Raw genomic sequence first — 24,811 nt, 5'->3', positions numbered from 1 at the left:
TCAACTCCCGCGTGCAGAGGAAGTGTTCGTCCCGGTGACACCACGCACAGATCCCGTCCGGCCCCTGCCCGAGCTGCTCCGGGAGCATGCCCGGCTCCGCGGCTCCACGATCGCCTTCCAGGATTCCTGTTCCCGGGTGACCTACGCGGAGTTGGAGCTGCGGACCGGGCGGCTGGCCGGGCATCTGGCCGGGCTCGGTCTGCGGCACGGTGAGCGGGCGGCGGTCCTTCTCGGTAACCGGGTCGAAGCCGTCGAGAGCCTGCTCGCAGTCACCAGGGCCGGCGCGGTGGGTGTACCGATGGACGCGCGGAGCACCGGGGCGGAACTGGCTCATCTGCTGGACGACAGCGGCGCCCGGGTGGTCTTCACCGACCGGGCCGGACTGGGCCTGCTGCGGCTGCTGTTACCTGAGCGCCCGCAGTTGACCGTGGTGCTCGTCCAGGACACCGGGACGCCCGGCGGCGTACGGGACGAGGCCGGGGCGGCGGGTGAGGGCGGCAGCGCGGCGGACACCGACGGCACGCTCCCGTACGAGTCCATGGCCACCACCGAACCGTCCGTTCCGGCTCCGGACGACCTCGGGCTCGACGAGGTGGCGTGGCTGCTCTACACCTCCGGTTCGACGGGCGCCCCCAAGGGCGTGCTGTCCACCCAGCGCAGCCGCCTGTCGTCGGTGGTGTCCGGCTTCGTCGGCGTCCTCGGCCTGTCCGCCGACGACCGCCTGCTGTGGCCGCTGCCCCTCCACCACGCCATGGGCCAGATCCTGTGCGTCATCGGGGTGACCGCGACCGGGGCCGGCGCTGTGCTCCTGCCGCGGTTCTCCGTGACGGACGTCCTGGGTGAACTGCGCCGGACGGACGCCCCGGTCACGTTGCTGGCCGGTGTGCCGACGACGTACGGAAAGCTCCTGGAAGCCGTACGCGGCGAAGGGCTGAAGGTGCCCGCACTGCGTGGCTGCGTCAGTGGCGGCGTGGCCGCACCGCCCGGTTTCCAGCGGGAATTCGAGGAGATCTGCCGGGTGCCGTTCCTCGAGCACTACGGGAGCACCGAGGCGGGGCCCGTCACCATGACCGCAGCGGGTGTCGACCGGGCGGCCGGTTCGTGCGGGCAGGTACTGCCGGGCATGCGGGCGCGGATCGGCGACGGCAGCAACGACGGCGGAAGCGGGTTCGGCGGAGACAACGGCGGCGAGGCCCTGGGCGAAGGGGAGTTGTGGGTCAGCGGGCCCGGTGTCATGGCCGGGTACCACGGTCGGCCCGAGGACACCGACGAGGTCCTGCGCGACGGCTGGTACCGCACGGGTGACCTGGCCCGGATCGATGCCCGGGGCGATGTCACCATCACCGGCCGGGTCGACGAGCTGATCATCCGGGCCGGGGAGAACATCCACCCCTCCGAGGTGGAGGCGGTGCTGCTGGCGCTGCCGGGGGTCAAGGACGCCGCCGTGTCCGGCCGCCCGGACGGCGTGCTCGGTGAGGTGCCGGTCGCCCATCTCGTCCCGGAGAGACCCGGCGCGCTCGACAGGAGGGCGGTCCTCGCCGCCTGCCGGGAACACCTGTCGCCGTTCAAGGTCCCGGCCGCCCTGTACGAGGTGGACGTGATCCCGCGCACCGCCTCGGGGAAGGCCAAGCGGTACGCGCTCGCGGACCGGCCCGCGCGGCTCCTGGAGGCCGGGGTCTCCCCGGCGGCGGGGGCCGGTTCGGTGGATCTGGCCGCGCTGGTACGGACCGAGGTCGCCGCTGTACTGGGCTGCGCCGTCGACGAGGTGGAGCCGGGGACCGCGTTCCGCGACCTGGGGCTGGACTCGTTGACGTCGACGCTGCTGCGTGACCGCCTGGCGTCGGCGACCGGGCTCCCCCTGTCCGAGGCCGCCGCCTTCGACTTCCCCACCACGACGGAACTGGCCGCTCACCTCCGGGCACGGCTCTCCGGCGTGCCCGCGGACGCCGCGGCCACCCGCCCGGAGGGCGCGGACCCGGCCGACGACCCGGTGGTGATCGTCGGGATGGCCTGCCGCTTCCCGGGCGGTGTGGAGTCCCCGGAGGACCTGTGGCGGCTGGTCGACGAGGGCGTCGACGCCATCACCCCGTTCCCCGCCGACCGGGGGTGGGACCTGGACGGGCTGTACGACCCGGATCCCGGGCGGACGGGGCGGACGTACGTACGCGAGGGTGGCTTCCTGTCCGGCGTGGACCGGTTCGATCCGGCCTTCTTCGGTATCTCGCCCCGCGAGGCCCTGGCGATGGATCCGCAGCACCGGCTGCTGCTCGAAGTCGCCTGGGAGGCCTTCGAGCACGCCGGGATCGATCCCGGCACGGTGCGCGGGACGCCCACCGGTGTGTACGCGGGGCTCATGTACAGCGACTACGCCAGCCGTTTCGTCCGCACACCGGAGCGGGTGGAGGGCTATCTCGCCATCGGCAGCGCGGGCAGCGTCGCGTCCGGCCGTATCGCCTACGCCCTGGGGCTGGAAGGGCCCGCGATGACCGTGGACACGGCGTGCTCGTCGTCGTTGGTGGCCCTGCACCTGGCGGTCCAGGCGCTGCGCAGGGGCGAGTGCTCGCTCGCGCTGGCCGGTGGTGTCACGGTGATGTCGGCGCCGCACTCCTTCGTCGAGTTCAGCAGGCAGCGCGCGCTGGCCCCCGACGGCCGCTGCAAGGCGTTCGGTGCGTCGGCGGACGGCACCGCGTGGGCCGAAGGCGCGGGAATGCTCCTGGTCACCCGGCTGTCGGAGGCGCGGCGGGCGGGCTACCGGGTGCTGGCCGTGGTCCGCGGCTCCGCGGTGAATCAGGACGGAGCGAGCAACGGCCTGACGGCGCCGCACGGACCGGCTCAGCAACGGGTGATCCGCCAGGCCCTGGCCGACGCGCGGCTGGCCCCCGCGGAGATCGACGCGGTGGAGGCGCACGGCACGGGTACCCGGCTCGGTGACGTCATCGAGGCGGAGGCGTTCCTCGCGGCCTACGGGCAGGACACGCGGGAGAACCCCCTGTGGCTGGGGTCGGTCAAGTCCAACTTCGGGCACACGCAGGCCGCGGCGGGGATGGCCGGGGTGATGAAGATGGTCCAGGCGATGGCGCACGGGGTGCTGCCCCGGACGCTGCACGCCGACGAGCCGACACCGCGGGTGGACTGGTCGTCGGGCACGCTGTCGCTGCTGACCCGGCCGATGCCGTGGCCCCGGACGGGCAGGCCACGGCGGGCAGGGGTGTCGTCCTTCGGGATCAGTGGGACCAACGCACACCTGGTACTTGAGCAGGCGCCTGCGGTACCCGACCAGTTCTCTCCGGTACTCGACCAGGCGTCTGCGGTACCTGAGCAGGCCGCGACGGTACGTGAGCGGGCCGCTGCGGCAGATCCGGGTGCCTCCGTTGCCTCGGGTGATCCGGACGCCCCGGACACCCTGGGCACCCCGGGCACCCCGGACGTCCCGGACATCGGCTCCCCGGCCGCGCGGGAGGGAGCGGGAACAGCCGTACCGTTCCCGGTGTCGGCGAGGAGCGCCCCGGGGCTCCTCGCTCAGGCCCGGCGGCTGCGCGCCGATGTGGCCGCACGCCCCGGGACGAGCCTGCTGGACTTCGGGTTCTCCCTGGCCACGGCCCGCGCCGCCTTCGAGCACCGTGCGGTGGTGGTGGCCGCCGACCGCGACGAACTGCTCGCCTCCCTCGACGCGGTGGCCGGAGGACGGCACCGGCCGGGCGTGAGCACGAGCGGCCCGCGCCCGGCGGGCCAGGTGGTCTTCCTCTTCACCGGCCAGGGCAGTCAGCGCCTCGGCATGGGCCGGGAGCTGTACGGGGCCCATCCCGTCTTCGCCCGCTCCTTCGACGAGACCTGTGCACTGCTGGATCCGCTCCTGCCGAAGCCGCTGCGGGACGTGGTGTTCGCCGAGGGAACAAGCAGTTCGGACGGGTCGGACGGACCGGAGAGGGGCGGGCTGCTCGATACGACGCTGTTCGCGCAGCCCGCGCTGTTCGCCCTGGAGGTGGCCCTGTTCCGGCTGCTGGAGTCCTGGGGTGTACGCCCCGACCTGGTGGCGGGGCACTCCGTCGGCGAGGTGGCGGCGGCCCACGCCGCCGGGATGCTGTCCCTGGCGGACGCCTGCACCCTGGTGGCGGCCCGCGGCCGTCTGATGGACGCGCTGCCCGCGGGCGGGGCGATGGCCGCGGTACGGGCCGACGAGGGCGAGATCGCCGCGTTCCTGGCGGGCCGGGAGCGGGAGGTGGAGATCGCGGCCGTGAACGGCCGCTCGGTGGTCGTCTCCGGTGACGAGCCGGCGGTACTGGACGTCCTCGCGCACTGGCGCGAACAGGGCCGCGAGACCAGGCGACTTCAGGTGAGCCATGCCTTCCACTCGGCGCGCATGGAGCCCATGCTCGACGCGTTCGCCGCGGTGGCGCGGGACATCACCTACTCGCGGCCGGGGATTCCGCTGGTGACCGCCGTGGCGGACCGGCTCGCCACGGACGGGGAACTGTGCGCGCCCGGCTACTGGGTGGACCACGTACGCCGCCCGGTCCGCTTCGCCGACACGGTGCGGTATCTGCGGGAGAAGGGCGCGACGCACTTCGTCGAACTCGGCCCGGACGGCGTGCTCACGGGCCTGGCACGCGACTGCCTCTCCGATACGCGCACCCCCGCGCACGGCCCCGCGCCCCTGGTCGTCCCGACGCTGCGCGGGTCCCGGCCGGAGGCCGAGGCGCTGCTCGCCACGGTGGCCGCGCTGCACGCGCACGGCGTGGGTGTGGACTGGCGCGCGGTCTTCGCCGGACGCGGGGCGCAGCGTACGGCGTTGCCGCTGTACGCGTTCCAGCGCGGGCGCTACTGGCTCGACGCCGACCGGCCGGACGCCGCCACGGCGGAGCCGGAAGCCGCACCTCACCCGTTCCTGCGGTCCGCCACGGCGACGGCGGACGACGACGGGCTGCTGCTGAACGGCCTGCTGTCCCTGCGGGACCAGCCCTGGCTGGCCGACCACACGGTGCTGGACAGCGTGCTCCTGCCGGCAACAGCGTTCGTCGACATGGCGGTTCACGCAGGTGACCGGGTGGGAACCCCGGTGCTGGAGGAACTCACCCTGACGGCACCGCTGTCGCTGCCCGCCGACGAGACGGTCGAACTGCAGGTGAAGGTGGCGCGACCGGACGCGGGCGGGCGACGGGCGGTGGTGTTCCACGCACGGCCGCGCACGACCTCGTACGACGGGACATGGAGCCGCCACGCCTCCGGGATCCTCGCTTCCGAGGGCCCGCAGGAGCTGCCGGAGCCAGTAGCCACGCCGTCCGTGTGGCCGCCTGCGGGCGCCGTCCCGCTGCCGCTCGACGACGGATCCGGGACCGAGTCCAGGACCGGGTCCGGGTCCGGGTCCGAGTCCCGATCCGGGTCCGGGGCGCGGTCCGGCGTCGGACTCTACGACCGGTTCGCGCGCGGCGGGCTCCACTACGGACCGGCTTTCCAGGGCCTGCGGGCCGCCTGGCGGCTGGGCGCCGACATCCTCGCCGAGGTCTCGCTCCCGGAGGAGGAGCACGTCAACGCCGGTCTGTTCACCCTGCATCCGGCCCTGCTGGACGCGGCACTGCACGCCATGACACTCGACGGATCCGCACCGGGCGACGGCGACAGCGGCACCGGCACCGGCACCGGCACCGGCACCGGCAGCAGCAGCAGCAGCGACAGCACGGCGGTGTCGCTGCCGTTCGCCTGGAGCGGTGTCCGGCTCCACGCGTCCGGTGCCCGCCGACTGCGGGTACGGGTGTCGCCGGGCGCGGAGAACGGAGCACGGCTGGAGCTGACCGACGGGACCGGTGCGCCCGTGGCCACCGTGCGGTCACTGGTCCTGCGACCGCTCCCCCGCGAACAGATGAGCGGCGTAGGCACGCCTCGTGACTGCCTGTTCCGCCTGGACTGGACGCGCCTGCCGGATTCCCCCGCCCCCGCGCCGGACGGACCGCCCGGGTGGGGTGTTCTGGGCGAGCCCGGCCCGTGGCTGCGCGACGCGTTCCTGCCGGCGGGCGTCCGGCCGACGGCGTACGCGGATCCCGCCTCGGCGGGCGCCGACGCACCGGCTGTCGTCGTCGCCTGTCCGCCGCTCACCGAGGCGGACGGGCAGGACCGGGCGTCGGCCGCGCACAGTACGGCCGGATGGGCGCTGCGGCTCGTGCAGGACTGGCTCGCCGAGGAGCGACTGGCGAACTCCCGTCTGGTGGTGCTCACTTCGGGCGCTCTCCACACAGGAGCGGAGGCAGACAGCGTCAACGGCTGCGCCAGCAGCGGCAGAGGCAGCGGTGCGGAGGATGCTGCTCTCACCTGTGCGCCGGTATGGGGACTGCTCCGCTCGGCGCAGACGGAGAACCCCGGCCGCTTCGCCCTGGTCGACATCGACGACCACCCGGCCTCCTCGGGGGTGTTGGCCCGGGTCCTGGCGAGCCCGGAGCCACAGTTGGCCGTGCGAGCCGGGGTCGCGTACGTACCGAGGCTGGTCCGTGCGTCCGGCATGGCGGAGGCCGACGAAGGTTCACGGCCCAGGCCCCGGCTGAACCCTGCGGGCACCGTCCTGATCACCGGGGGCTCCGGCTCCCTCGGCATGTCGTTCGCCCGCCATCTCGCGGTCGCACACGGCGTGCGTCACCTGCTGCTCGTCGGACGGCGCGGAGCGGATACGCCCGGCACCGGTGAACTTCGCGCGGAGCTGGCCGAGTTGGGTGTCGAGGTGACGGTAGCGGCGTGCGATGTCGCCGACCGCACGGCGCTCGCCGCGCTCCTCGCGGACGTACCGGAGGCGCACCCGCTGACCGGTGTGGTGCACACCGCGGGCGTGCTGGACGACGGGGTGATCCCGGCGCTCACCCCGGAGCGTCTGGACCGGGTGCTGCGGCCGAAGGTGGACGCGGCGCTGGCCCTGCACGAGTTGACCCGGGACAGCGACCTGGCCGTCTTCGCGCTGTTCTCCTCGGTGGCCGGGGTGTTCGGCTCCGGCGGCCAGGGCAACTACGCGGCGGCGAACGCGTACCTGGACGCGCTGGCACAGCACCGCAGGGATCTCGGCCTGCCCGCTGTCTCTCTCGCCTGGGGGCCGTGGCAGCAGAGCGGCGGTATGACCGCTGCCCTGCGCGACGCGGATCTGCGCCGGATGACCCGTTCCGGTTTCGTCCCGCTGCGGACCGAGGAGGGCCTCGCGCTCTTCGACGCCGCCGTCGACGGCCGGGACGCGGTCCTGGTGGCAGCCCGCATGAACCCGGAGGCCTCCGGGTCGGCCGGGGCGCCGCTGCGCGTGCCGGGTCGTGGGCCCGCCCGGCGGATCGCCGCGGCCGGCACGGAGTCCGCGCCCGCCGGAGGTGAATCCCTGCGGCGACGGCTCGCCGCCACGCCTGCGGGCGAACACGGCGCACTGCTCCTGGCGGAGGTACGCACGGAAGCCGCCACGGCGCTCGGCCACGGCGCGGACCCGTCGGCAGTCGAACCGGACCGCCCGCTGGCCGAGTTGGGGCTCGACTCGCTGGCCGCCGTCGAGCTGCGCAACCGGCTCGCGACGGTGACGGGGCTCGCCCTGCCGGCCACGCTCCTCTTCGACTACCCCACGCCCCGTGAGGTCGCCGCCCACCTGGAGGAGCGCTGGTCCCGGACCACCCCGGAAACACCGGACGCCCCGGACCGGCCGTCCTCCGCCGCCTCCGCCGCCTCCGCCGCCTCCTCTGCCTCCTCTGCCTCCGCCACCGACTCGCTGTCCGCTCTCTTCCGTACGGCGTGCGCCCGTGGCAAGGCGTGGGAAGGCATCGCGCTGCTGACGATCGCCTCCCGGTTCCGTGCGGTGTTCGACAGCGCCGAAGCCCTCGGCGCGCCGCCCGCCCCCCTCACCGTCGCGACCGGCGGCGTCGGGCCACGTCTGATCTGCTTCCCGGCGCTCAGCGCGCTCTCCGGCCCGCACGAGTACATCCGCTTCGGGCGGGACCTCCAGGGCCTGCGGCCCGTTTCGGTGCTGCCGAATCCGGGGTTCCTGCCGGGTGAGGCGCTGCCCGGCACGCTGGACGCCTTCGTGGCGGTGCAGGCCGCCGCCGTACTCGCCTCCGCGGGCGACGAGCCGTTCGCCCTGCTGGGGCGCTCGGCCGGTGGATGGGTGGCACACGCGGTCGCCGAACGCCTGGAACACGCGGGCGTCCACCCGTCCGCCGTCGTCCTGGTCGACACCTTCCCGGGCGACAACCCCCGTGGCGGCCGGAGCGGCAGCGGCAGCCGTCACGGTGACGGTCCCGCACTCTCCCCGATGACCGTGCACATGCTCGACAAGGCCGCACGGTTCGCCCCGGCGGAGACCGACCGGCTCACCGCGATGGCCGGGTACCTGGACCTCTTCTCCGACTGGGAACCGAAGGCGCTCTCGGCCGCCACCCTCTTCGTCCGGGCCGGGGACGGTCTGCCCGGCATCGAAGCGGCCGGGGCGTGGCGTCTGCCGCACGCCGAAGTCACGGTGCCCGGCGACCACTTCACCGTACTGGAGGACCACGCCCGTACAACTGCTCTCGCCGTCCACGACTGGCTCTCCGCCCGCCGCTGACCGCGCCGGGGAGGTACGTCACGTCATGGTCCGGGCGGAGCGAGAGGGCGGAGCGAGAGGGGAGTCCAGCCGTCACGCCGTCGGCCGCGCCATGACGATGCGGGTGATCTCCACCCGCGACTTGGCCCCGAGTTTGCGGTACGCGCGGGTGAGCGCCGCCTCCACGGTCTTCACGCTGAGGACGAGTCCGGCAGCGACCTCCCGGTTGGTGGCGCCCTGGGCGACGCGGGCGACCACGCTGCGCTCGGTCGACGTGAGCCGTTCCGTCCAGGCGCCCTCGGGGAGGAGGACCGCGCCGTTCTCCGCCCGGTCGCGCTCGGCGCGGGCCAGTGAGACCCACGCCCTGGCGTCCGCCCTGGTGAAGATCCGCAGGGCTTCCGCGAAGGCGGCGTGCGCTGCCGCGTCGTCTCCGGTACGGCGCAGGACCCGGCCCAGCGCCAGCCGGGTGCGGGCCTCCTCCAGGGGGTAGCGGGCGGCTCGGAGGCGTGCCGCCGCGTCCTCGAATCCGGCGGCGGCCAGGGCGAGTTCGCCGCGCGCCTCGTTGACGGCCGCGGCCGACCTGTCGAGCGTGGCGACGACCCCGGGCCGCCCGAGCCGCACGGCCTGGGCGCGGGCCCGGGTGATGACCGCCGTCGCCTCGTCCGTCGCACCACTGCGCGCCAGGGCTTCCGCGAGGTCGGCGTGCCAGCGCCGGGTCGCCGGGTCCTGCTGCCCCTGCGCCGTCTCCATCTCCCCCGTACGCCGGAGCAGTTCGGCCGCTCGGGCACTCTCGCCGCCGAACAGCAGGATCCGGCCCTCGGCGTGCAGGGCCCGGGGGAGGAAGAGCCGGTCGTCGTCGTCCTCGCTGTGCTGCCGGGCGGTCTCGGCCGCGGCGAGCGCCCGGCCGAGGGTTCCGCCCGCCGTCTCCGCGAGCGACACCGCATACCAGGCGGGCCCCTGGCTCAGCCCGGCCTGTTCGGCGATGCGCAGGCTCTGGCGGGCTACGGTCAGCGCCTGGCGGCAGCGACCGCGTTCGATCTCGACCTGGGCGAGGCCGATCAGGCACTGGCTCAGGCTCTCCGCCGAACCGCGCTGCCGCAGCGTGTACACCAGGGTGCGGAGTTCGGTTCTGGCCTCGTCCAACCGGTCGTGCACCAGGTGGAACCGGTGCTTGAGGTAGATCGGCCCGTTGTGGTGGGCCATGGCGTGCACGTCGTGGGGTGCGGTGAGCGCGGTGGCGAGGGTGGTCTCCGCCTCGGGCAGCCCCAGGAAGAGTTCGAGGGCCGCCTGTTGGGTCAGCGCGAGGAGTTCCGTCCGCCGGTCCCCCGCCTGTCCGGCGAGCCCGGCGGCGCGGACCGCATAACCGTGCGCGCGGGCCGCCGAACCTCCGACCATCCACTCGCGCCAGCTCATCCGGTAGTGCAGCTGGGCCAGCAGCGCGGGGTCCCGGCCCGCGTCGTGCACCGCCGCGGGGAAGACGTCCGCGATCTCGGCCATCGCCTGACCGCAGGAGTCGACGACCACGTTCCAGGCGCGTACCCGGTCGGCGGGCCGGTCGGCGTCGCCCAGCACCTCGTAGGCGAGCTGCCGGGCGAAGTCGAAGTCCCCTGCCTCCAGCCCGTCCTCCGCGGCGGTGAGCCGCCGGTCGGTGTCGACGTGCGTCTCGTCGGTCGGGGTGCACCGCGCGGCCAGGCGGCCGAGCCGCGCCGCGGTTCCCGGCGCGCCCCGACGGCGCGCGGCGGTGGCGGCGTCGACGAGCCGGGCCGCCACCGCGGAGTCCGGGCCCGCCGTGAGCCGGCCGAGGTGGTGGGCGCGTTCGACCGGGTCGTCGGTCGCTTCGGCGAGGGCGCGGTGGGCGTCCGCCCGGAGTCCGTACGGGGTCTCCGCCTGCAGCACCATCGGTGTCAGCGGGTCCGGGAAGCTGATGAGGCCGTGGTCCGACGCCTGGAGGAGGCCGTGCCGTACGCAGGTGTCGATGTCGGCCGGGGCCTGCCGGCCGCCCGCGCGCATCAGCAGCTCCACGGTGGGGCGGGCGGCGGCGCTCGCGGTGACCAGCGTCTGCCGGGCGCTCGGCAGCAGGGCGGCGATCCGGTCGAGGACCGGTCGGCGCAGGGAGTCGGGGACGGGGAGCGGTTCGGTGGAGTCGGGCAGCGCTCCCCCGGCGAGCCTGACCCGCTCGGTGAGGGCGGAGCTGAGTTCCAGTACCGTACGGGGATTTCCGCCGCCGGCCTGGTGCAGGCGGGTGAGGAGCGGCTTCGGCCAGGGCGGTTCGTCGTGCCCGTCGAGCAGTTCGGCGACCTCGCGGGCGGTCATGGGCGGCATCGGCACCCTGCGCACCGGCTGCGGGCACCACTCCTGCGGGGCGTCGGCCTCGTACCGCTCCGCTGCGTCGTGTGCCGCGTACGCCTGGTACCCCTCGTACGACGGGGGTCCCGTCCGGGGTCCCGTACGCAGCGCGACCAGTACGGCCGGTCCGGGTCCGCCGCGTCCGGCGCCTGCTGCACATCCCGTACGTCCTGCATGTCCTGCATGCCCTGCACGTCCGGCGAGGAAGCCCAGGGTCTGCGCGGTGGGGGTGTCGAGCCACTGTGCGTCGTCGACGGCCAGCAGGAGCGGGCGCTCGCCGCCCAGCAGCGTGAGGAGCTTGCGGACTGCGATGCGCAGGACGAGCGCGTCACGTCCGCCGGTCGGATCGGCCCCTTCGGGCGGTGTGCGCCGTAACAGGGCCCCTTCGAGCACGGCCCTTTCGTGACTGCCGAGTTCGGCGAGTGTGCTGTCCGGGACACCGGCCAGCAGATCGATGAGGCCGAGGTAGGGGCTGTCCCGTTCGGACGGGGACGGCGAGCAGCTCAGTACCTGGTACCCGCAGGCGCTCAGCTCCGCCGAGAGCCGGGACACCACCGTCGTCCTGCCGATGCCCGCGGGCCCGGTGAGGAGAACGCCACCGCCACCGGCGAGGTGGGACCGGACGGCGTCGCAGAGGGCGTCCCGCCCGACGGCGGGACGGCGGCGGGTGGCGGTGCGGGGGGCGGTGCGGGGGCCCGCCGGGGCGCTGGGCCATGTGGTGGGTGATGCGGTGGGCGATGCGGTGGTCGGCTCGGTCGTCACAAGCCCCTCCGGACACAGCCTCGTTCACACGTCGACGCGGATCCTGAAGGCGTTCCCGATGGCCGACCGCCTGTCGACCGCCGCCTGCCATCCGTAACGCCGCGCTGAATCTAGGACCGCTCCGGACACAGGTCAATACCTTTGAAAATATTGGGAGTTGGGACCAGATATGCGTACCGGGCCGGTGGCGGGGAGGCCACCGGCCCGGCATCCGGTCATCCGGCGTCCGGTCACCCGGCATCCGGATATCTGCGTCAGCAGGCTCCCTGATCGCTCCAGACGGCCCAGGACCCCGGAGCGCCCGGTTCGGCGCCCGTCGAGTACCACTGCGAGGACCAGGTGTGGCCGTTGTACGAGACCTGGTCGCCCGGCGTGTAGCCGGTGGTCGCGTTCCAGGCGGGCAGGTTGCCGCAGCCGCCCGGCGGGGTGCCGCCGCCGCTGACGGTCCAGGTGAAGGCGGCCGAGCCGGTGGCGTTGTCGGTGTTCTTCGCCGTGACGGTCACGGACGCGGTGCCCGCGGTGGTCGGCGTACCGGTGATGCGGCCGGTGGTGGCGTCGATCGACAGCCCCGCGGGCAGGCCGGTCGCGCTGTAGGTGAGGGTCTCACCTCCGGGGTCACTCGCCTGGATCTGCAGGGAGGCGGCGGTGCCCACGGTCCCGGTCTGGTTGCCCGGGTTGGTCACCGAGGGCGCGCCCGGCTGGCTGTTGCAGGTGCCGGGGACCGGGTCGGCGCCGGTGACGCTGACCGCGGCCCAGGCAGCGGCGATGGTGTTGTACTCGGTGCAGTGGGCGCCGTAGAGGTCGGCCGCCGCCTTCAGCGAGTCGATGCGGGCCTGGTGGTAGTTCTCGGCGCTGTTGGCGTAGGAGGCCAGCGCCTTGTACCAGATCTTGCCCGCCTTGTCGTTGCCGATGCCGGTGACCGTGGAGTTGTTGCAGGTCGGGCTGTTGCCGTAACCGTGATTGCCACTGCCGACGGCGGCGAGGAAGAACCAGTGGTTGAGCGGACCCATCGAATAGTGCGGGTCGAGGCTGCCGTTGCTGCTGTTCCAGCAGTCGGGCGACGAGCCGTCGAGCGAGGGCTGGTTCATCCAGCGCAGGGGCTGGTTGTCGCCGTTGATGTTGATGAGTTCACCCATGGTGTAATCGGGCGTGTCCACCGGGTTGTTGGCGTAGAACTCGACCAGGGTGCCGAAGATGTCGCTGGTTCCCTCGTTCATCCCGCCGGTCTCGCCGGTCTCGTCCCAGCCGGTGAGCGCGCCGCTCACGCCGTGGCTCATCTCGTGCCCTGCGACGTCGAGTTCGACCAGCGGGCGGGCGTTGCCCTGGCCGTCGCCGTACGTCATCTGGGTGCCGTCCCAGAAGGCGTTCACGTACGCGTTGCCGTAGTGGGTCTGCGAGGGGACGCCCCGGCCGTCGCCGAAGATCCCGTTGCGGCCCTGGACGTTCTTGTAGTAGTCGAACGTCTTCGCCGCCCCGTAGTGGGCGTCGGCACCGGCGGAGGCGGGGTCGCTGTTGGACCCGTTGCCGAAACTGCCGCTCGCACTGGTGAAGATGGAGCCGGTGCCGCCGGTCGCGTGGTTGAGGTTGGTCGTGTAGCCGTTGCCGTGCGACGGGTCCTGCATCGCGTAGCCGCTGCCGGACTGCGTGAGGTCGAGGGAGACCCGGCCGCTGTAGATCGACTGTCCGGTGCCCGCGACGGCGGGCCCGGCGGTGGCCTTCGGAGCGGCGGTGGCCTTGGGGACGGCGGTGGCCGAGCGAACGGAGGCCGCCTCCCCCGGCGCCGCGAAGGTGTCCACCTCGTCACTGCTCCGTACGACCTTGCCGGACCGGGCGTCCACCAGGACGTGCAGCCGGCTCGGTGTCTGGTCCGGGCGGACGCCGCTGACCACGGTCTCCCAGACCAGGGTGGCGGCGCTGCCCTTCATCTGTACGGCGAGGTGCGGTGCGGAGACCGACGCGATACGGCCGTCGAAGGCGGCCTTCGACAGCTCGGCGGCGCGGGGTGCGGCCAGCCGGGGCGTGGTGGACACCGCGCCGGACGTCTGCGATCCGGCTGCCAGCGACTCGTACGTCCCGTCCTTCTTGAGGTGCACGATGACGTCGCCGCCGTAGGCCGGGAGCCCCTTGTACGTCCGGTCGAAACGGACGGCGGCGGAACCGTCGTGGTCGACCATCAGGTTCCGGACGGTGAAGACGTCCCCACCGGCCTTGTGCGCGGCCCCCGCGTGGGCCGTCAGCGCCTTCTTCGCGTCGTCCACGACACGGCTGCGGACGGCGGGCGACGGGTCGGCGGTGTACGGCGCCGCGGCGAAGGCCTTGGGCCCGGCCGACGACGGATGCGGGTGGGGCACCGGGGCGGCCGTCGCGGCCGTCGCCGCGGGGAGGGCGATGGCGGAGGCGGACAGACAGGCCAGTGCGGCCGTCAGGAGTCTCGTGGTTCTTCGTATGTACATGGACCTGGGGTTCCTTTCACCTGGTGCAGGGGGCGCCGCTGAATCGCGGGGCGGTGAGGGAGGAGCGGGCACGTGCGGTCGTGCGGTCGACGCCGCTCGTGGGTGGAGCGGCGTCGACGCAGAGCATGGGGAACGGACGGGCACGGCCGGCAGGCACTGGGCGAATGGAGAGGGGTTTCCCTATCCCGGCATCCCCGTACCCCGGCAACCCCGTATCCCGGCAACCCTCGCTCCGACCGGCCGCACCGGGGGCTAGCCCTACCTGGAGCTGGGCGGTAGCAGGATCGTCCCGGGTAGCCGTATCCGGACATGCTTGGGCCCGGCGCATACCGCTGATGTCCCAACGATTCCACCGGAGTTCATTCGTGCATGAGCAGACATGGCAGAAGTCCCGTTCTCCCAAGGGGCGGGGCGGTCGGCTCGGAGCTGTGTCAGCCGCGGTGGCGGTGGCCGTCGGCGCCATGACGATGGCCGCCCTGGCGCCACCCGCGGCGGTTGCCGCGGCCCGGCCGGACAGCGTCCAGGTGGGCCTGAACGCGCTGGTGCACTCCGATGACCTGCCGGCCGCGCTGGCCAGTGTCAAGGACCGCGACGGCCGAACCCGTACCTACACCGCAGGGGCCGGCGACCTGGCCACCGGCGCGAAGGTGCCCAGGGACGGTCAGGTGCGGATCGGCAGCAACACCAAGACGTTCACCTCGGTGGTCGTGCTCCAACTGGTCGGTGAAGGGAAGATCCGCCTCGACGCCCCGGTCGACACCTATCTGCCCGGCGTCGTACGCGGGGAGGAGATCGACGGACGCCACATCACCGTCCGCCAGCTCCTGCAGCAGACCAGCGGACTTCCCAACTACTCCAACTACCTCGGGGAGGAGGTCCGTTACTTCGAACCCCGCGAGCTCCTCGACATCGCCCTCCAGCACAAGGCCGACTTCGCCCCCGGGGCGAAATGGGAGTACAGCAACACGAACTACGTGCTGGCCGGCCTGATCATCCAGAAGGTCACCGGCCACCCCCTCGCCGATGAGATGGACCAGCGCGTCATCAAGCGCATCGGGCTGCGCCACACCTACTTCCCGGCCCCCGGTGACGCGACCATCCGAGAGCCCCATCCCAAGGGCTACTACCAGGATTCAGCAGGCGCGCCACTGCTCGACGGCACCGAAATGGACCCCTCCTGGGCCTGGGCGGCCGGCCAGCTGATCTCCACCAACTCCGACCTCAACCGGTTCTTCACCGCACTCCTGGCCGGCCGTCTCCTCCCGGCGGCCCAGCTCGCCCAGATGCGTACCACCGTCCCCGCCGGATACCCCTTTGCCTCCGGCGCCCGCTACGGGCTGGGGCTCGTGAGCACGCCACTGTCATGCGGCGGTGTCTACTGGGGCCACGGCGGTAGCACCACTGGATACGAGACCCGGGGCGGCGTCACCGGCGACGGCCGCGCCGCCAACGTCGCGGTGACCATCCAACCGACCGACGAGGCAGTCATGAAGCGGGTCGAGAGCGTCGTGGACACGGCCCTGTGCCGCTGAACCGCACAACGGGGCGCGGCCTCCCGGCACCGGTCTTGTGCACGGCGCCCGCGTGGGCCGTCAGCGCCTTCTGTACATGGTCGGCGTCACGTGCGAGGCGCGGGGACGGGCCCTGGACACCGGCCCGGAGTTCAGCCTGGGCACCGGTCAGGCATCTCTCTACCGCTACGTCTCCGGCCGTGACGACCCGCTCGACCTGATGGCGGATGCGGTGACGGGAGCGGTCGACCTCGACGTTCCGCTCCACGGCACGGTCCCAGACCAGGGAGATGAGGCCTCCCAGCTGGTTGTGTACCCGAACGATCAAATCGCGGTAGTCCTGCCAGGCGAACCCCTTGGGTTCGCCCTTGCGGCCCGGGTGGACGCGGAAGCTGTAGATCAGCCTCGACCGGCTTCCGGGAGGGAAACAGACCATTCCCGCCATCGAACCCGCCCCAAGCCCCGGCCCCGGACGCGCACGATCGGCGTATGGTCCACTTGGCCCCAGGCCTTCGCGCGTGGCGGCCTCAGCGACTGGCTGGCCTCGTCCTCGCAGACGATCCAGGCACCGTGGGACGCCGCCGTGCTTTTACCTGCGGCCACACCTCCTTCTTCCACAACTCCACAGCTCCGTCGTCACGTTCGATCGCCCGGCGAGCCAGCTGCTGCCACGACCAGCCATGACGCTTCAGCAGTCGCCATGTCCCCTCCACGGTGTAGCTGACGTGGAACAACCGTCCGATCAGAATCTTCACCCGGGCCAGCGTCCACCGGTGGTCCGCCCAGCTATGTGCGAGCGGGCCGCGCTCCAACTCCCTCTCCAGTTTGGCAGTTTGATCTGCCGAAAGCCTCGGGCGCCCTGGCGATCCCTTCGACCGAACGCCCTCTTCGCCCTGCTCGCGCCACTGACGGCGCCATCACTCCACCGACCGCTCACTCACCCGCAGCGCGGCCGCGATCTCCCGGTTCTTCGCGCCGCTCTCGAAGTGACCGACCGCTTCCAGCCCGATCCGCTCTCTTACAGCCCTCTTGGCATCGGTCAAACCACCGCCCTGCGCGTATCTCACACCCCACAGCTACCGACCCGAATCAGCCCCTGTCAGGCGAACGACCCGACATCACCCAATCAAGTTCAGTAAGGTCAGCGCACGGCGGCTACGGCCACCTGCCGTGCGCGCCTACATCCTGTGATTCCCGATAAGTGACTGCCGATGCGGCGCCGACGTCAGTTTCCCAGGCGGCTCAGCTGACATCCATCGTGTGCGATCAGGTCAAACTGTGTTGCGTTAGCAACGACGTGTAGGCGCCTTCAGCCATGCGACCTGGTGCAGTACCGGGTGGTGTGTGGGAGAAGAATGCTTCCGCCGTGCCGTGCTGCAGTACGCGTCCACTGTGAAGGACAGTGACGTGAGCAGCCTCCTCAGCGAGGTCCGCAACGTCATGGGTGGAGAGCAAAACCTGCACGTTGTCTGTAAGGCTGTTCAAGATGTCGCGAAAGATGCGACGCTGATGAGGGTCCATGCCGGCGGTGGGTTCGTCGAGAAGTAGGACACGGGCATCGTGCACGAGAGCGCTTGCCACGCCAATTCTGCGCAGCTGCCCCCCGGATAGTCTGCTGGTCCTCGCGTCCGCTTCTCCGGAAAGATCTACCCGCTTCAAAGCTATTTCCGCGCGCTCCCAAGCGTCGCTCTTATTCATGCCTTTGAGCCAGCCGACGTAAGCGACATATTCGCGTGACGTCAGGGTCGCCATTGGGCTGATATCTTGCGGCATCCACGCGACATCCCTGCGGTACGATTTGGCATTCGAGGCAATTCCGTCCATGAGTACGGTACCGGAATGGGGAGTGGCGACAGAGGCCGCAAGTTTGAGCATGGTCGATTTACCAGCACCGTTAGGCCCCAGCAGGACTGTCAGCCCTGAGGGAAGAGAATAGCTCAGGTCTTTCAGTACGGGAGCTCTCCGCCAACGGTAGCCGTAGGTGCATGAGACCAGTTCCAGAGTCATAGCATTTTCCTTGCACTACGAAGCTGGACGAATATCCCAGCGGCAAATGTGAGCATTGCGGCGATAATTGCATGAAGGGAATCCGCGGGCTCGAGGACAATCGCCCATGAATAGGGATCTCTCGAATCACGAAAACCAAAGAAGACTACGATTATGAGCCACCCCACAGGGATCATCACTGCAGCATCTCGCATGAGCGGCCGTCCGCAAAGCATAAGGCCAGCAAGTAATGCCGTATTGCGACCAGCAGTTCCGGCCTGGGGAAGTTCCATGAGCCAGTCAGCTGTCACACTTAATGCGACAGCTGAAGTCACTGTCGCCACAGAGAGCGCAAGGTCCAATAGTGACACCAATCGAACTCCGGATATTTCTGGAGCGTAAAGCCGAGATTCGAGACACGCCATCAGCCCGACAACCAGTGGAACCGGGACGAAAAGAGATAGAGCCACTCGACTGCCACCAGTGATAGACGGCAGAGTGACGGTACTATTTTGCACGAGGATTACCAGAATGACAAAAGAAGCTAGGGTCAATAGCAAGATGCTATGTACCCGACGAGTCTTAATCCACCACATCAGACACTTCCCCGCCGACATCCACTAATTAGGCTGTCCTGAAACCATTCACCTTGCCGTTTTGTAGGCTTTGACAAAATGTCACGCACTATCTCTTTTGCTCGATTGGCAGCTTGATCGTCTCGTGGTACTCGCTTGTCGAAATCCTGTCTCTGGTTTGTGACTGAAGCAGCCCACCCCAGCACGGCATACTGGGTGACTTGATCGACTTTTGCGCACGGGAAATCAACACTGGCAAGCATCACTTGCCAACGCACGTTTCCCTGCTCCACGGCATGTGTCAAATCTATGCGCCAGATCTGCGAAGTTGACGGCTTGGGCGATCGGCCATTTACGAATTGGTCAGTGATTATAGAAGGTTTAACGGATACACCTTTAGCCTGGAGGCCGGAAAGGACAGATACGGAATCCTTTTGCACGGCGGCCAGATTTCCCGAAATGGCTTGCGGAATACAGACTTTTGGATCACTTCCTTGGCATTTCATCGGGGCCTTGCCGACGACCAACGGGGGTGTATGTGGCCAGCCCCGGGCGATCTCGTAGCCACTGAAAGGCCCAGCGCAGGCGATAACACAGGCCAATGTGACACGAGTCGCCCGCGATCTAAGTGGCAGCCACAGCACGGCTACTCCCGTCGCGAGCCCCCCAGCAAGCAAGATCGGTGGAATGAGCGAGAGGATACTCGGCACTTCACCGAACCCCAACAGTGCGTACTGCCCAGAAACATGGCGTATCCAGTACGGCTGGACTGCTCGAGAGAAGGCGACGGGCACCCATACGGCGACCACCAATAGTGGCGTTGCAAAAACACGAGGAACCCAAGTACCGATACCGAACCCTATGACGGTGTAAGCCGTACAGATTATCAACGCCATTATGGGAAGGCGGAGACTATCAAGAGTGGGAAAAGTCGTGGTTCGAACGAGAGAGATGCATGCCGGCAGGAGTACGGTAAGCCACGAGAGAATAAGCACGGGAAGGGTCGCGTTGACGGCTATTTGGAATCGCGAACGCCCTGGCGCGAGATCCCATACACCGTTACGTCTAAGCCGTCCGCTTTCCCAGGCCGACAAAGCGGCAGCGATTGCATAGGATAGTGCGTAGAGTGTCATCAGTGGTGTTGCGATGATTACCGGAGCGTACCCATAGTAACTATCCAGTGGTATGGCCTCACCCACAATGTAGTAGAAAAGCGTCAGCAAGAGAACAAAAGGTGCAGCCCATGGAATACTACTTGCGCGAAGATTTGTTCTGAATCTCATTAAAGTTCCCCCTGTCAGGAGCGAGCGTACAGAAAACCCTGGGAGGGACCTAAATTGGTCCTTCCCAGGGTGGATTTTAGATGCCTACCCGTCGATCTTGGTGGTATCGACGACGTATTTGTCTACCCACAGCTGAAAGGTGAATGGATCAATCGATCCGCCGATTTTGTGGATTTTGAAGTAAGTTGTTCGCTTTCCGGACGGCAAATCAGTCCACTCTCCGTTGCTAACCCCGCCCGGGTTGAAGCATGCAGTGAATTTCTTGTCGTCATACGAGTCATCGGGCTGAAGGGTTACAACTTGCCACATTTGTATGTTAGTGCTATTCTTCCCGCCCCCCGGGCCCGTGCAACCATGAAATGTCACCTGCGAGTAGAGCTCATCACTCCAGGTATAGGACTCCTGGCCTGCCCTGCCGGCTTCGATATTCCCGGAAAAATTTGCGTAGGCACTCGGCGCCATGATGAGCATTGCCGATGACGCCACTCCTGCAATTGCAGCAGCTCTGATGGTTGTCTTAGATTTCATGTGCACTTCCCTATTCGGTGATACGATTTTTTCCGAAACGGGAAAGGAGAATGCCCTGGTGAACACATCCCCCCCCGGGGCTGTTTCGAACACTGCGCGAATTCATCAGTCATTCACTTCTAGCTAGAGGAAAATAGCACCGCACGTGAAGACTTGGCAAACCTAATGTAAACAGCGATGAATCTTATGCCAGTTTTGCATATTTTGACATGCCTAGTGCCATCTATGTGCAAGTGATAACTTTGGGAACGGCGTTTCAACCGATATTCGAGGTGTCTAGTCGCCATAAATCGGACTTTCTGATGTCGGTGGTGCTGTCTACAAGAACCCCGCTGAAACGGGGCCGCGGCGAAGGCCTTGGTCCCGGATGCGGGTGGGACACCGGGGCGGCCGTCGCCGCCGTCGCCGCGGGGAGGGCGATGGCGGAGGCGGACAGACAGGCCAGTGCGGCCGTCAGAAGTCTCATGGTTCTTCGTATGTACATGGACCTGGTGTTCCTTTCACCTGGTGCAGGGGGCGCCGCTGAATCGCGGGGCATTGCGTAGGCGGTATGCCTCCCCGTATTCCCCGGACCACAAAAGCACAGGGGGAGCAAGAGGCACGGCACCCATTTCCCGGGCCTGTCAGGCCTGTTCGTAGCGCCGCGCGACGAGGCCAGACCGGAACAGGAACCGGAAGTCACCAGCCGATCAGGCAGCGATACAATTCACACCTGCCATCCAGAGATAGGGGGAAAAGGGAAATGCCTCAATCAAATGATCATGAGGAAGCAGCCACTTCCTACGCGTCCGATCTCGCGGCAGACCGCACTCGTGTCCGAGCTGCTCTCCGTTCCGACCGGCCAGCCGCTGACGTCGGCATCTTCCTGGTGCTGGCCACTGTCGGCGTGCTGGTTTTCTGCCGACAGCTGCTGGTGGCCGCGGCAGTGCTCGGATTCTTCGTGGTGTGGCTTTTGCTGGCGCGATGGGTGATCCACTTGGGGGATGGGGGGCCGATCGGAATGGAAGCGGGCCTATATCGCCACGTTCAGTTGGGGGAACTGGTTTTGAGCAGCCATCGATGCCCGAAGAGCTGATCCGGGGGCGCCACCGTGGCGCGCTCACTGCCAGCTGGGCACAGCCCCGGAACCGAACGTCACGCCCGGTGGAGACGTCGTGGATCCGGTTGGAGAGCAGGACGCAAGCCCAGATCAGGACGCTGTCGCCGAGCCGGCCCACATAAGACCATGCTCGCGGTCAGGCCAGAAAGCCGATCACGAAGGCCGCCGGAGAGACGCAAGACGGAACTCGGAGAAGTTGATGGATTTCCAAATACGCCACCAACCCCCGTTATGTTCTTTGCGGTCCTGCAAGAGGGCCGCTGGCCTCCGGGCTCGGCATGACTGTGTCCCCCTGTCGAAGGAATGACCTGGGGGGTGGTGTCACCGGGCCCGGGGGTGTTCGTCGGAGACGCTGATCAGAGGTCCGGCCACCGTCCGGTCCGGCGCAATGCCGAACAGTTCGCGGGCGGCAGGTCTGCATAACGTGGATGCGCGAGCACGACACCCGAGCCGAGGCCAGCACCGTCAACACCTGGGAAAGGGCACGATGTTCGAGATCGAAGACGTGGGCGTGTTCCTCGGTTTGGACGTCGGTGTCGGCGTACACAGTTACGTGGCTCTGGCAAGATTTTCGTAGCCGGAGATCGTTCCGATGCGGGTAGTCGTCTGGTTTGTGGGCAGCCTTTGAGTGTGTTCTGTTGAACTGTCAGAGCTGTTACCGCACTTGGCCGGGCTGCTGGTGTTCTCGGCTGATACTTCCGGTCCTGTCGTGGTGATCGAGGCTCGTACCCGATCCCGTGTTTCGACGGGATGCAGCGGGTGCGGGGTCCTGAGCGACTGGATCCACAGTCGCTATGTCCGGCACCTCGCCGATGCGGCGCTCGGCGGCCGGCCGGTCCGGATCGACTTGTCCGTGCGCCGTCTGTACTGCGAGAACCCGTCCTGTCCGAAGGTGCCCTTCGCCGAGCAGGTGCCGGGGTTGACCGTCCGCTACCAGCGGCGAACACCGCTGCTGCAGCACATGGTCGAGTCGGTCGGTGTTGTGCTGGCAGGCCGGGGCGGGGCCCGGATGCTGCGGGTCCTGAACGTCAGACTCTCTCGGTGCACCGTGCTCGCCCAGCTGATGCGGGTGCCGTTGCCGCCACTGGTCACACCCCGGGTGCTGGGGGTGGACGACTTCGCGCTCTACGGCGGCACCTACGGCACCCTCGTCGTCGACGCCACCACCCGGCTCCCGCTCACCCTCTGGGAAGGACGCGACGCGGAACAGCTCAGCCATTGGCTTCGCGAACACCCAGGTGTCAAGGTCGTCTGTCGCGACGGATCCCTCACCTACCGGAGGGGCATCACGGCCGGCGCACCCGACGCTGTGCAGGTCAGCGACCGCTTTCACCTCTGGCAGGGCCTCTCCCGCCGCGTTCAGGACATCGCCTCCGTCCACCGCGGCTGCCTGGCCGCAGCACTGCCCCCGGACAGGAAGACCGGTCCCGCACCGGTCGAGGAACCCGCTGGGAACACCGCGGCGGACACCCGGGCCGGGCGCCATGCACGCAAGCTGTTCGAGGCCGTGCATGCTCTGACCCGTACCGGCCGGAGCCACAGCTCCGTGGCCCGGGAGCTCGGCCTGGACCGCCGCACAGTACGCAAGTACGCCCGGGCCCGCACTTGGCAGGAAGTGATGCGCCGCCCGCCCCGCAAGCCCTCCACCCTGGACCCCTACCTCAACTACCTGCAACAACGCTGGGACGAGGGACAGCACAGCGCGAAGATCCTGCACGAGGAACTCCGGACCAAGGGCTACCTCGGCCACTACCAGCGTGTGAAAATGGCCGTCGCACCCCTACGACGGGGTCTGCCGCTGGACGAGCCACGCGAGCGACCGCCCTCCCCGCGCGAAGCCGCCCGCTGGATCACCATCCATCCGGGCCGCCGCAGCCCACACATCAACGACCGCCTGCCCCAGCTCCTCCACCACTGTCCCGAACTCAGGCACACCCACGACCTGGTCCGCCGATTCGCCAGCATGCTCGACAACCATGACGCGACACCCCTCCCAGGCTGGCTGAACGACCTCGCAAACAGCGGACTGGCCCCTCTCGTTGGCCTCGCCGGAGCCCTGCGAGAAGACCGGCATGCCGTCGCCCAGGGGATCACCACCCCTTACAACTCCGGAGTCAATGAAGGGCGCATCACCGACGTCAAGCTGCAGAAACGCCTGATGGCCGGACGCGCCGGCGTCTCGCTACTCCGCCACCGCGTCGTCCTGATTGCCCACCTCCGCCGCCACTACGCGGACCGGCCGACCGCCGCACCAAGATGATCTCCGGCTACGAAAATCTTGCCAGAGCCACATACGCGAGTACGCCGACAAACGGACAAGTGGCACGTCTACACCTTCATCGCTGACCGGCCCATCCGGCAGCTGAAGGACAAGATCCGTGCCCTGACGAACAGAACGTCGCAGCAGAACCCCAGGGACGTGCTGATCAGGCTCAACCAGATCATGCGCGGCTGGGCCAACTACTTCAAGCACGCGGTCTGCAAAGCCACCCTGAGCTCCCTGGCCAACTTCACTTGGCGCCGGGTGATCAGCTGGTGGATGGCACTCCATCGCTGGAAGTGGAAGGACGTCCGCCGACGCCTCACCGACCACAACGGACGGTGGCAAAGGCCCTCGGCAGACGGGATCGAACTGTTCGACCTCCAGGCGGTGGCGGTCACCCGCTACCGCTACAGAGGCAACACGATCCCCACCCCCTGGACACGCCTCAACCACGCCTGAGCGGCAGAGTCCGTGGAGAGCCCGGTACTCGGAGACGGGTACGCCGGGTTCGGCGAGCGGCACGGAGAAACGGACCGGTGGCAACACCGGCACCGCGCTCCGTGCCGACTCAACAGGCCCCCCCGGTCAAACAAGTTGCGGCATGACCAGGAGAGCCTCGGCACAGCGCAGAATGCCAGTACCGACGTGATCACCTGGAGGGTGATCCTCCCCCTCCGCGTCATAGGCGTAGTGGCCTCTCTCGCATTCCTCGCCTTCTCTGCTGGTTCGGCTTTCCAGTTCTTCTCGGACGGGCCGCGGCTGGAATACGTGTGGTCAGTCATCCTCTGCGCCGCAGGCGGAGTCGCCGGACTGCTGTACTGCTTCGCGACCTCTCTCCAACTGGCCAACGACTGCGTGGTGGTGAAAAATTTCGGCGTGACCCAAGAGATCCCCCTGTCGGAGATAGTCCGCATGGAGAGCGGCTACAGCGGAATGGCCGCTCGGTCAAGGCCCTCGCCGTCGAGAAGCCCAACTACGCGAGGTGGCTGGCTCACCAGCCGGGCCGACCGGGTCGTGGCGACCATCCGCGCCACCGCCCTGCAAGAAGGCGCTGAACCGCTCCGGGCCGTCCGCGGACACGACATACGCCCCCACACCCGAGGCGGCGCCCACCGACGGCCCCGGCCTCACGCGGAACACGCCCTATGGTCTCCTCCTCAACGACCGCACCACATGGACAAGTACGAGGGAGCTCCTGTGACCGGAGAACACGGTGGTGTGGTCGTCTACTGGCGGCCCATGTGCACGTTCTGCATGAAATTGCTTCTGCGCCTGCGTTTCACCCGCCTCGAATACACCACTGTGAACATCTGGAAGGCCCCTGAAGCTGCTGCCTTCGTCCGCTCGGTCGCCGACGGGAACGAGACGGTGCCAACCGTCACCGTCGCCGGACACGCGATGGTGAACCCGTCGAAGAAGGAGTTGATGGAGGCGGTCAGAACCCACGCGCCGCACCTGTTGACCAAGCCCAACTGACC

11 protein-coding genes and 1 pseudogene are annotated in these 24,811 nt (G+C 68.9%); 6 read left to right on the top strand and 6 right to left on the bottom strand.

Annotated elements, in window-relative coordinates; translation table 11 throughout:
- The first annotated feature begins 34 nt into the window (after window positions 1-34).
- Window positions 35-8,548: a type I polyketide synthase gene (locus tag OG709_RS25210; protein WP_329167730.1), complete on the top strand. Its 8,514-nt coding sequence runs from the start codon at window positions 35-37 to the stop codon at window positions 8,546-8,548.
- Window positions 8,549-8,620: 72 nt separating this feature from the next.
- Here the strand turns inward: OG709_RS25210 and OG709_RS25205 are convergent, their stop codons facing one another.
- Complete coding sequence (locus OG709_RS25205) at window positions 8,621-11,635, bottom strand: AAA family ATPase (protein ID WP_329167729.1); 3,015 nt, start codon at window positions 11,633-11,635, stop codon at window positions 8,621-8,623.
- A gap of 254 nt (window positions 11,636-11,889) precedes the next feature.
- A complete protein-coding gene (locus OG709_RS25200) occupies window positions 11,890-14,088 on the bottom strand; it encodes a M4 family metallopeptidase (RefSeq protein WP_329167728.1) in 2,199 nt (732 codons plus the stop codon).
- A gap of 428 nt (window positions 14,089-14,516) precedes the next feature.
- Between OG709_RS25200 and OG709_RS25195 the strand changes: the two genes are divergently transcribed.
- The gene (locus tag OG709_RS25195) at window positions 14,517-15,620 is read left to right on the top strand and encodes a serine hydrolase domain-containing protein (RefSeq protein WP_329169197.1); all 1,104 of its coding nucleotides are present in this window, start codon (window positions 14,517-14,519) and stop codon (window positions 15,618-15,620) included.
- Between the two features lie 253 nt (window positions 15,621-15,873).
- Here the strand turns inward: OG709_RS25195 and OG709_RS25185 are convergent.
- From OG709_RS25185 to OG709_RS25170, 4 genes and pseudogenes are all read right to left on the bottom strand, one after another.
- Window positions 15,874-16,666, bottom strand: a pseudogene (locus OG709_RS25185) (IS630 family transposase); the annotation flags it as partial.
- Window positions 16,667-16,865: 199 nt separating this feature from the next.
- Window positions 16,866-17,606 carry an ATP-binding cassette domain-containing protein gene (locus tag OG709_RS25180; RefSeq protein WP_326693997.1) on the bottom strand — a complete coding sequence of 247 codons (741 nt, stop codon included), beginning with the start codon at window positions 17,604-17,606 and terminating at the stop codon, window positions 16,866-16,868.
- A gap of 574 nt (window positions 17,607-18,180) precedes the next feature.
- Window positions 18,181-18,687 carry a hypothetical protein gene (locus OG709_RS25175; protein ID WP_326693998.1) on the bottom strand — a complete coding sequence of 169 codons (507 nt, stop codon included), beginning with the start codon at window positions 18,685-18,687 and terminating at the stop codon, window positions 18,181-18,183.
- A gap of 840 nt (window positions 18,688-19,527) precedes the next feature.
- Window positions 19,528-19,971, bottom strand: a complete 444-nt coding sequence (locus tag OG709_RS25170; protein ID WP_326693999.1) for a hypothetical protein — start codon at window positions 19,969-19,971, stop codon at window positions 19,528-19,530.
- Between the two features lie 742 nt (window positions 19,972-20,713).
- Between OG709_RS25170 and OG709_RS25165 the strand changes: the two genes are divergently transcribed.
- The 4 genes from OG709_RS25165 (at window position 20,714) to OG709_RS25150 (ending at window position 24,809) form a co-directional block, all read left to right on the top strand.
- Entirely contained in the window at window positions 20,714-21,046 is a 333-nt protein-coding gene (locus OG709_RS25165; protein WP_326694000.1) for a hypothetical protein, read from the top strand.
- Between the two features lie 652 nt (window positions 21,047-21,698).
- Window positions 21,699-23,330, top strand: coding sequence for an ISL3 family transposase (locus tag OG709_RS25160; protein ID WP_401273646.1), 1,632 nt, complete (start codon window positions 21,699-21,701; stop codon window positions 23,328-23,330).
- Window positions 23,331-23,348: 18 nt separating this feature from the next.
- Window positions 23,349-23,792, top strand: a complete 444-nt coding sequence (locus tag OG709_RS25155; protein ID WP_326694001.1) for a group II intron maturase-specific domain-containing protein — start codon at window positions 23,349-23,351, stop codon at window positions 23,790-23,792.
- Window positions 23,793-24,530: 738 nt separating this feature from the next.
- A complete protein-coding gene (locus tag OG709_RS25150; RefSeq protein WP_326694002.1) occupies window positions 24,531-24,809 on the top strand; it encodes a glutaredoxin domain-containing protein in 279 nt (92 codons plus the stop codon).
- Window positions 24,810-24,811: the final 2 nt, after the last annotated feature.

Source organism: Streptomyces sp. NBC_01267 (assembly GCF_036241575.1).
GTDB lineage: Bacteria > Actinomycetota > Actinomycetes > Streptomycetales > Streptomycetaceae > Streptomyces.
This window is presented reverse-complemented; position numbering and strand designations above follow the sequence as displayed.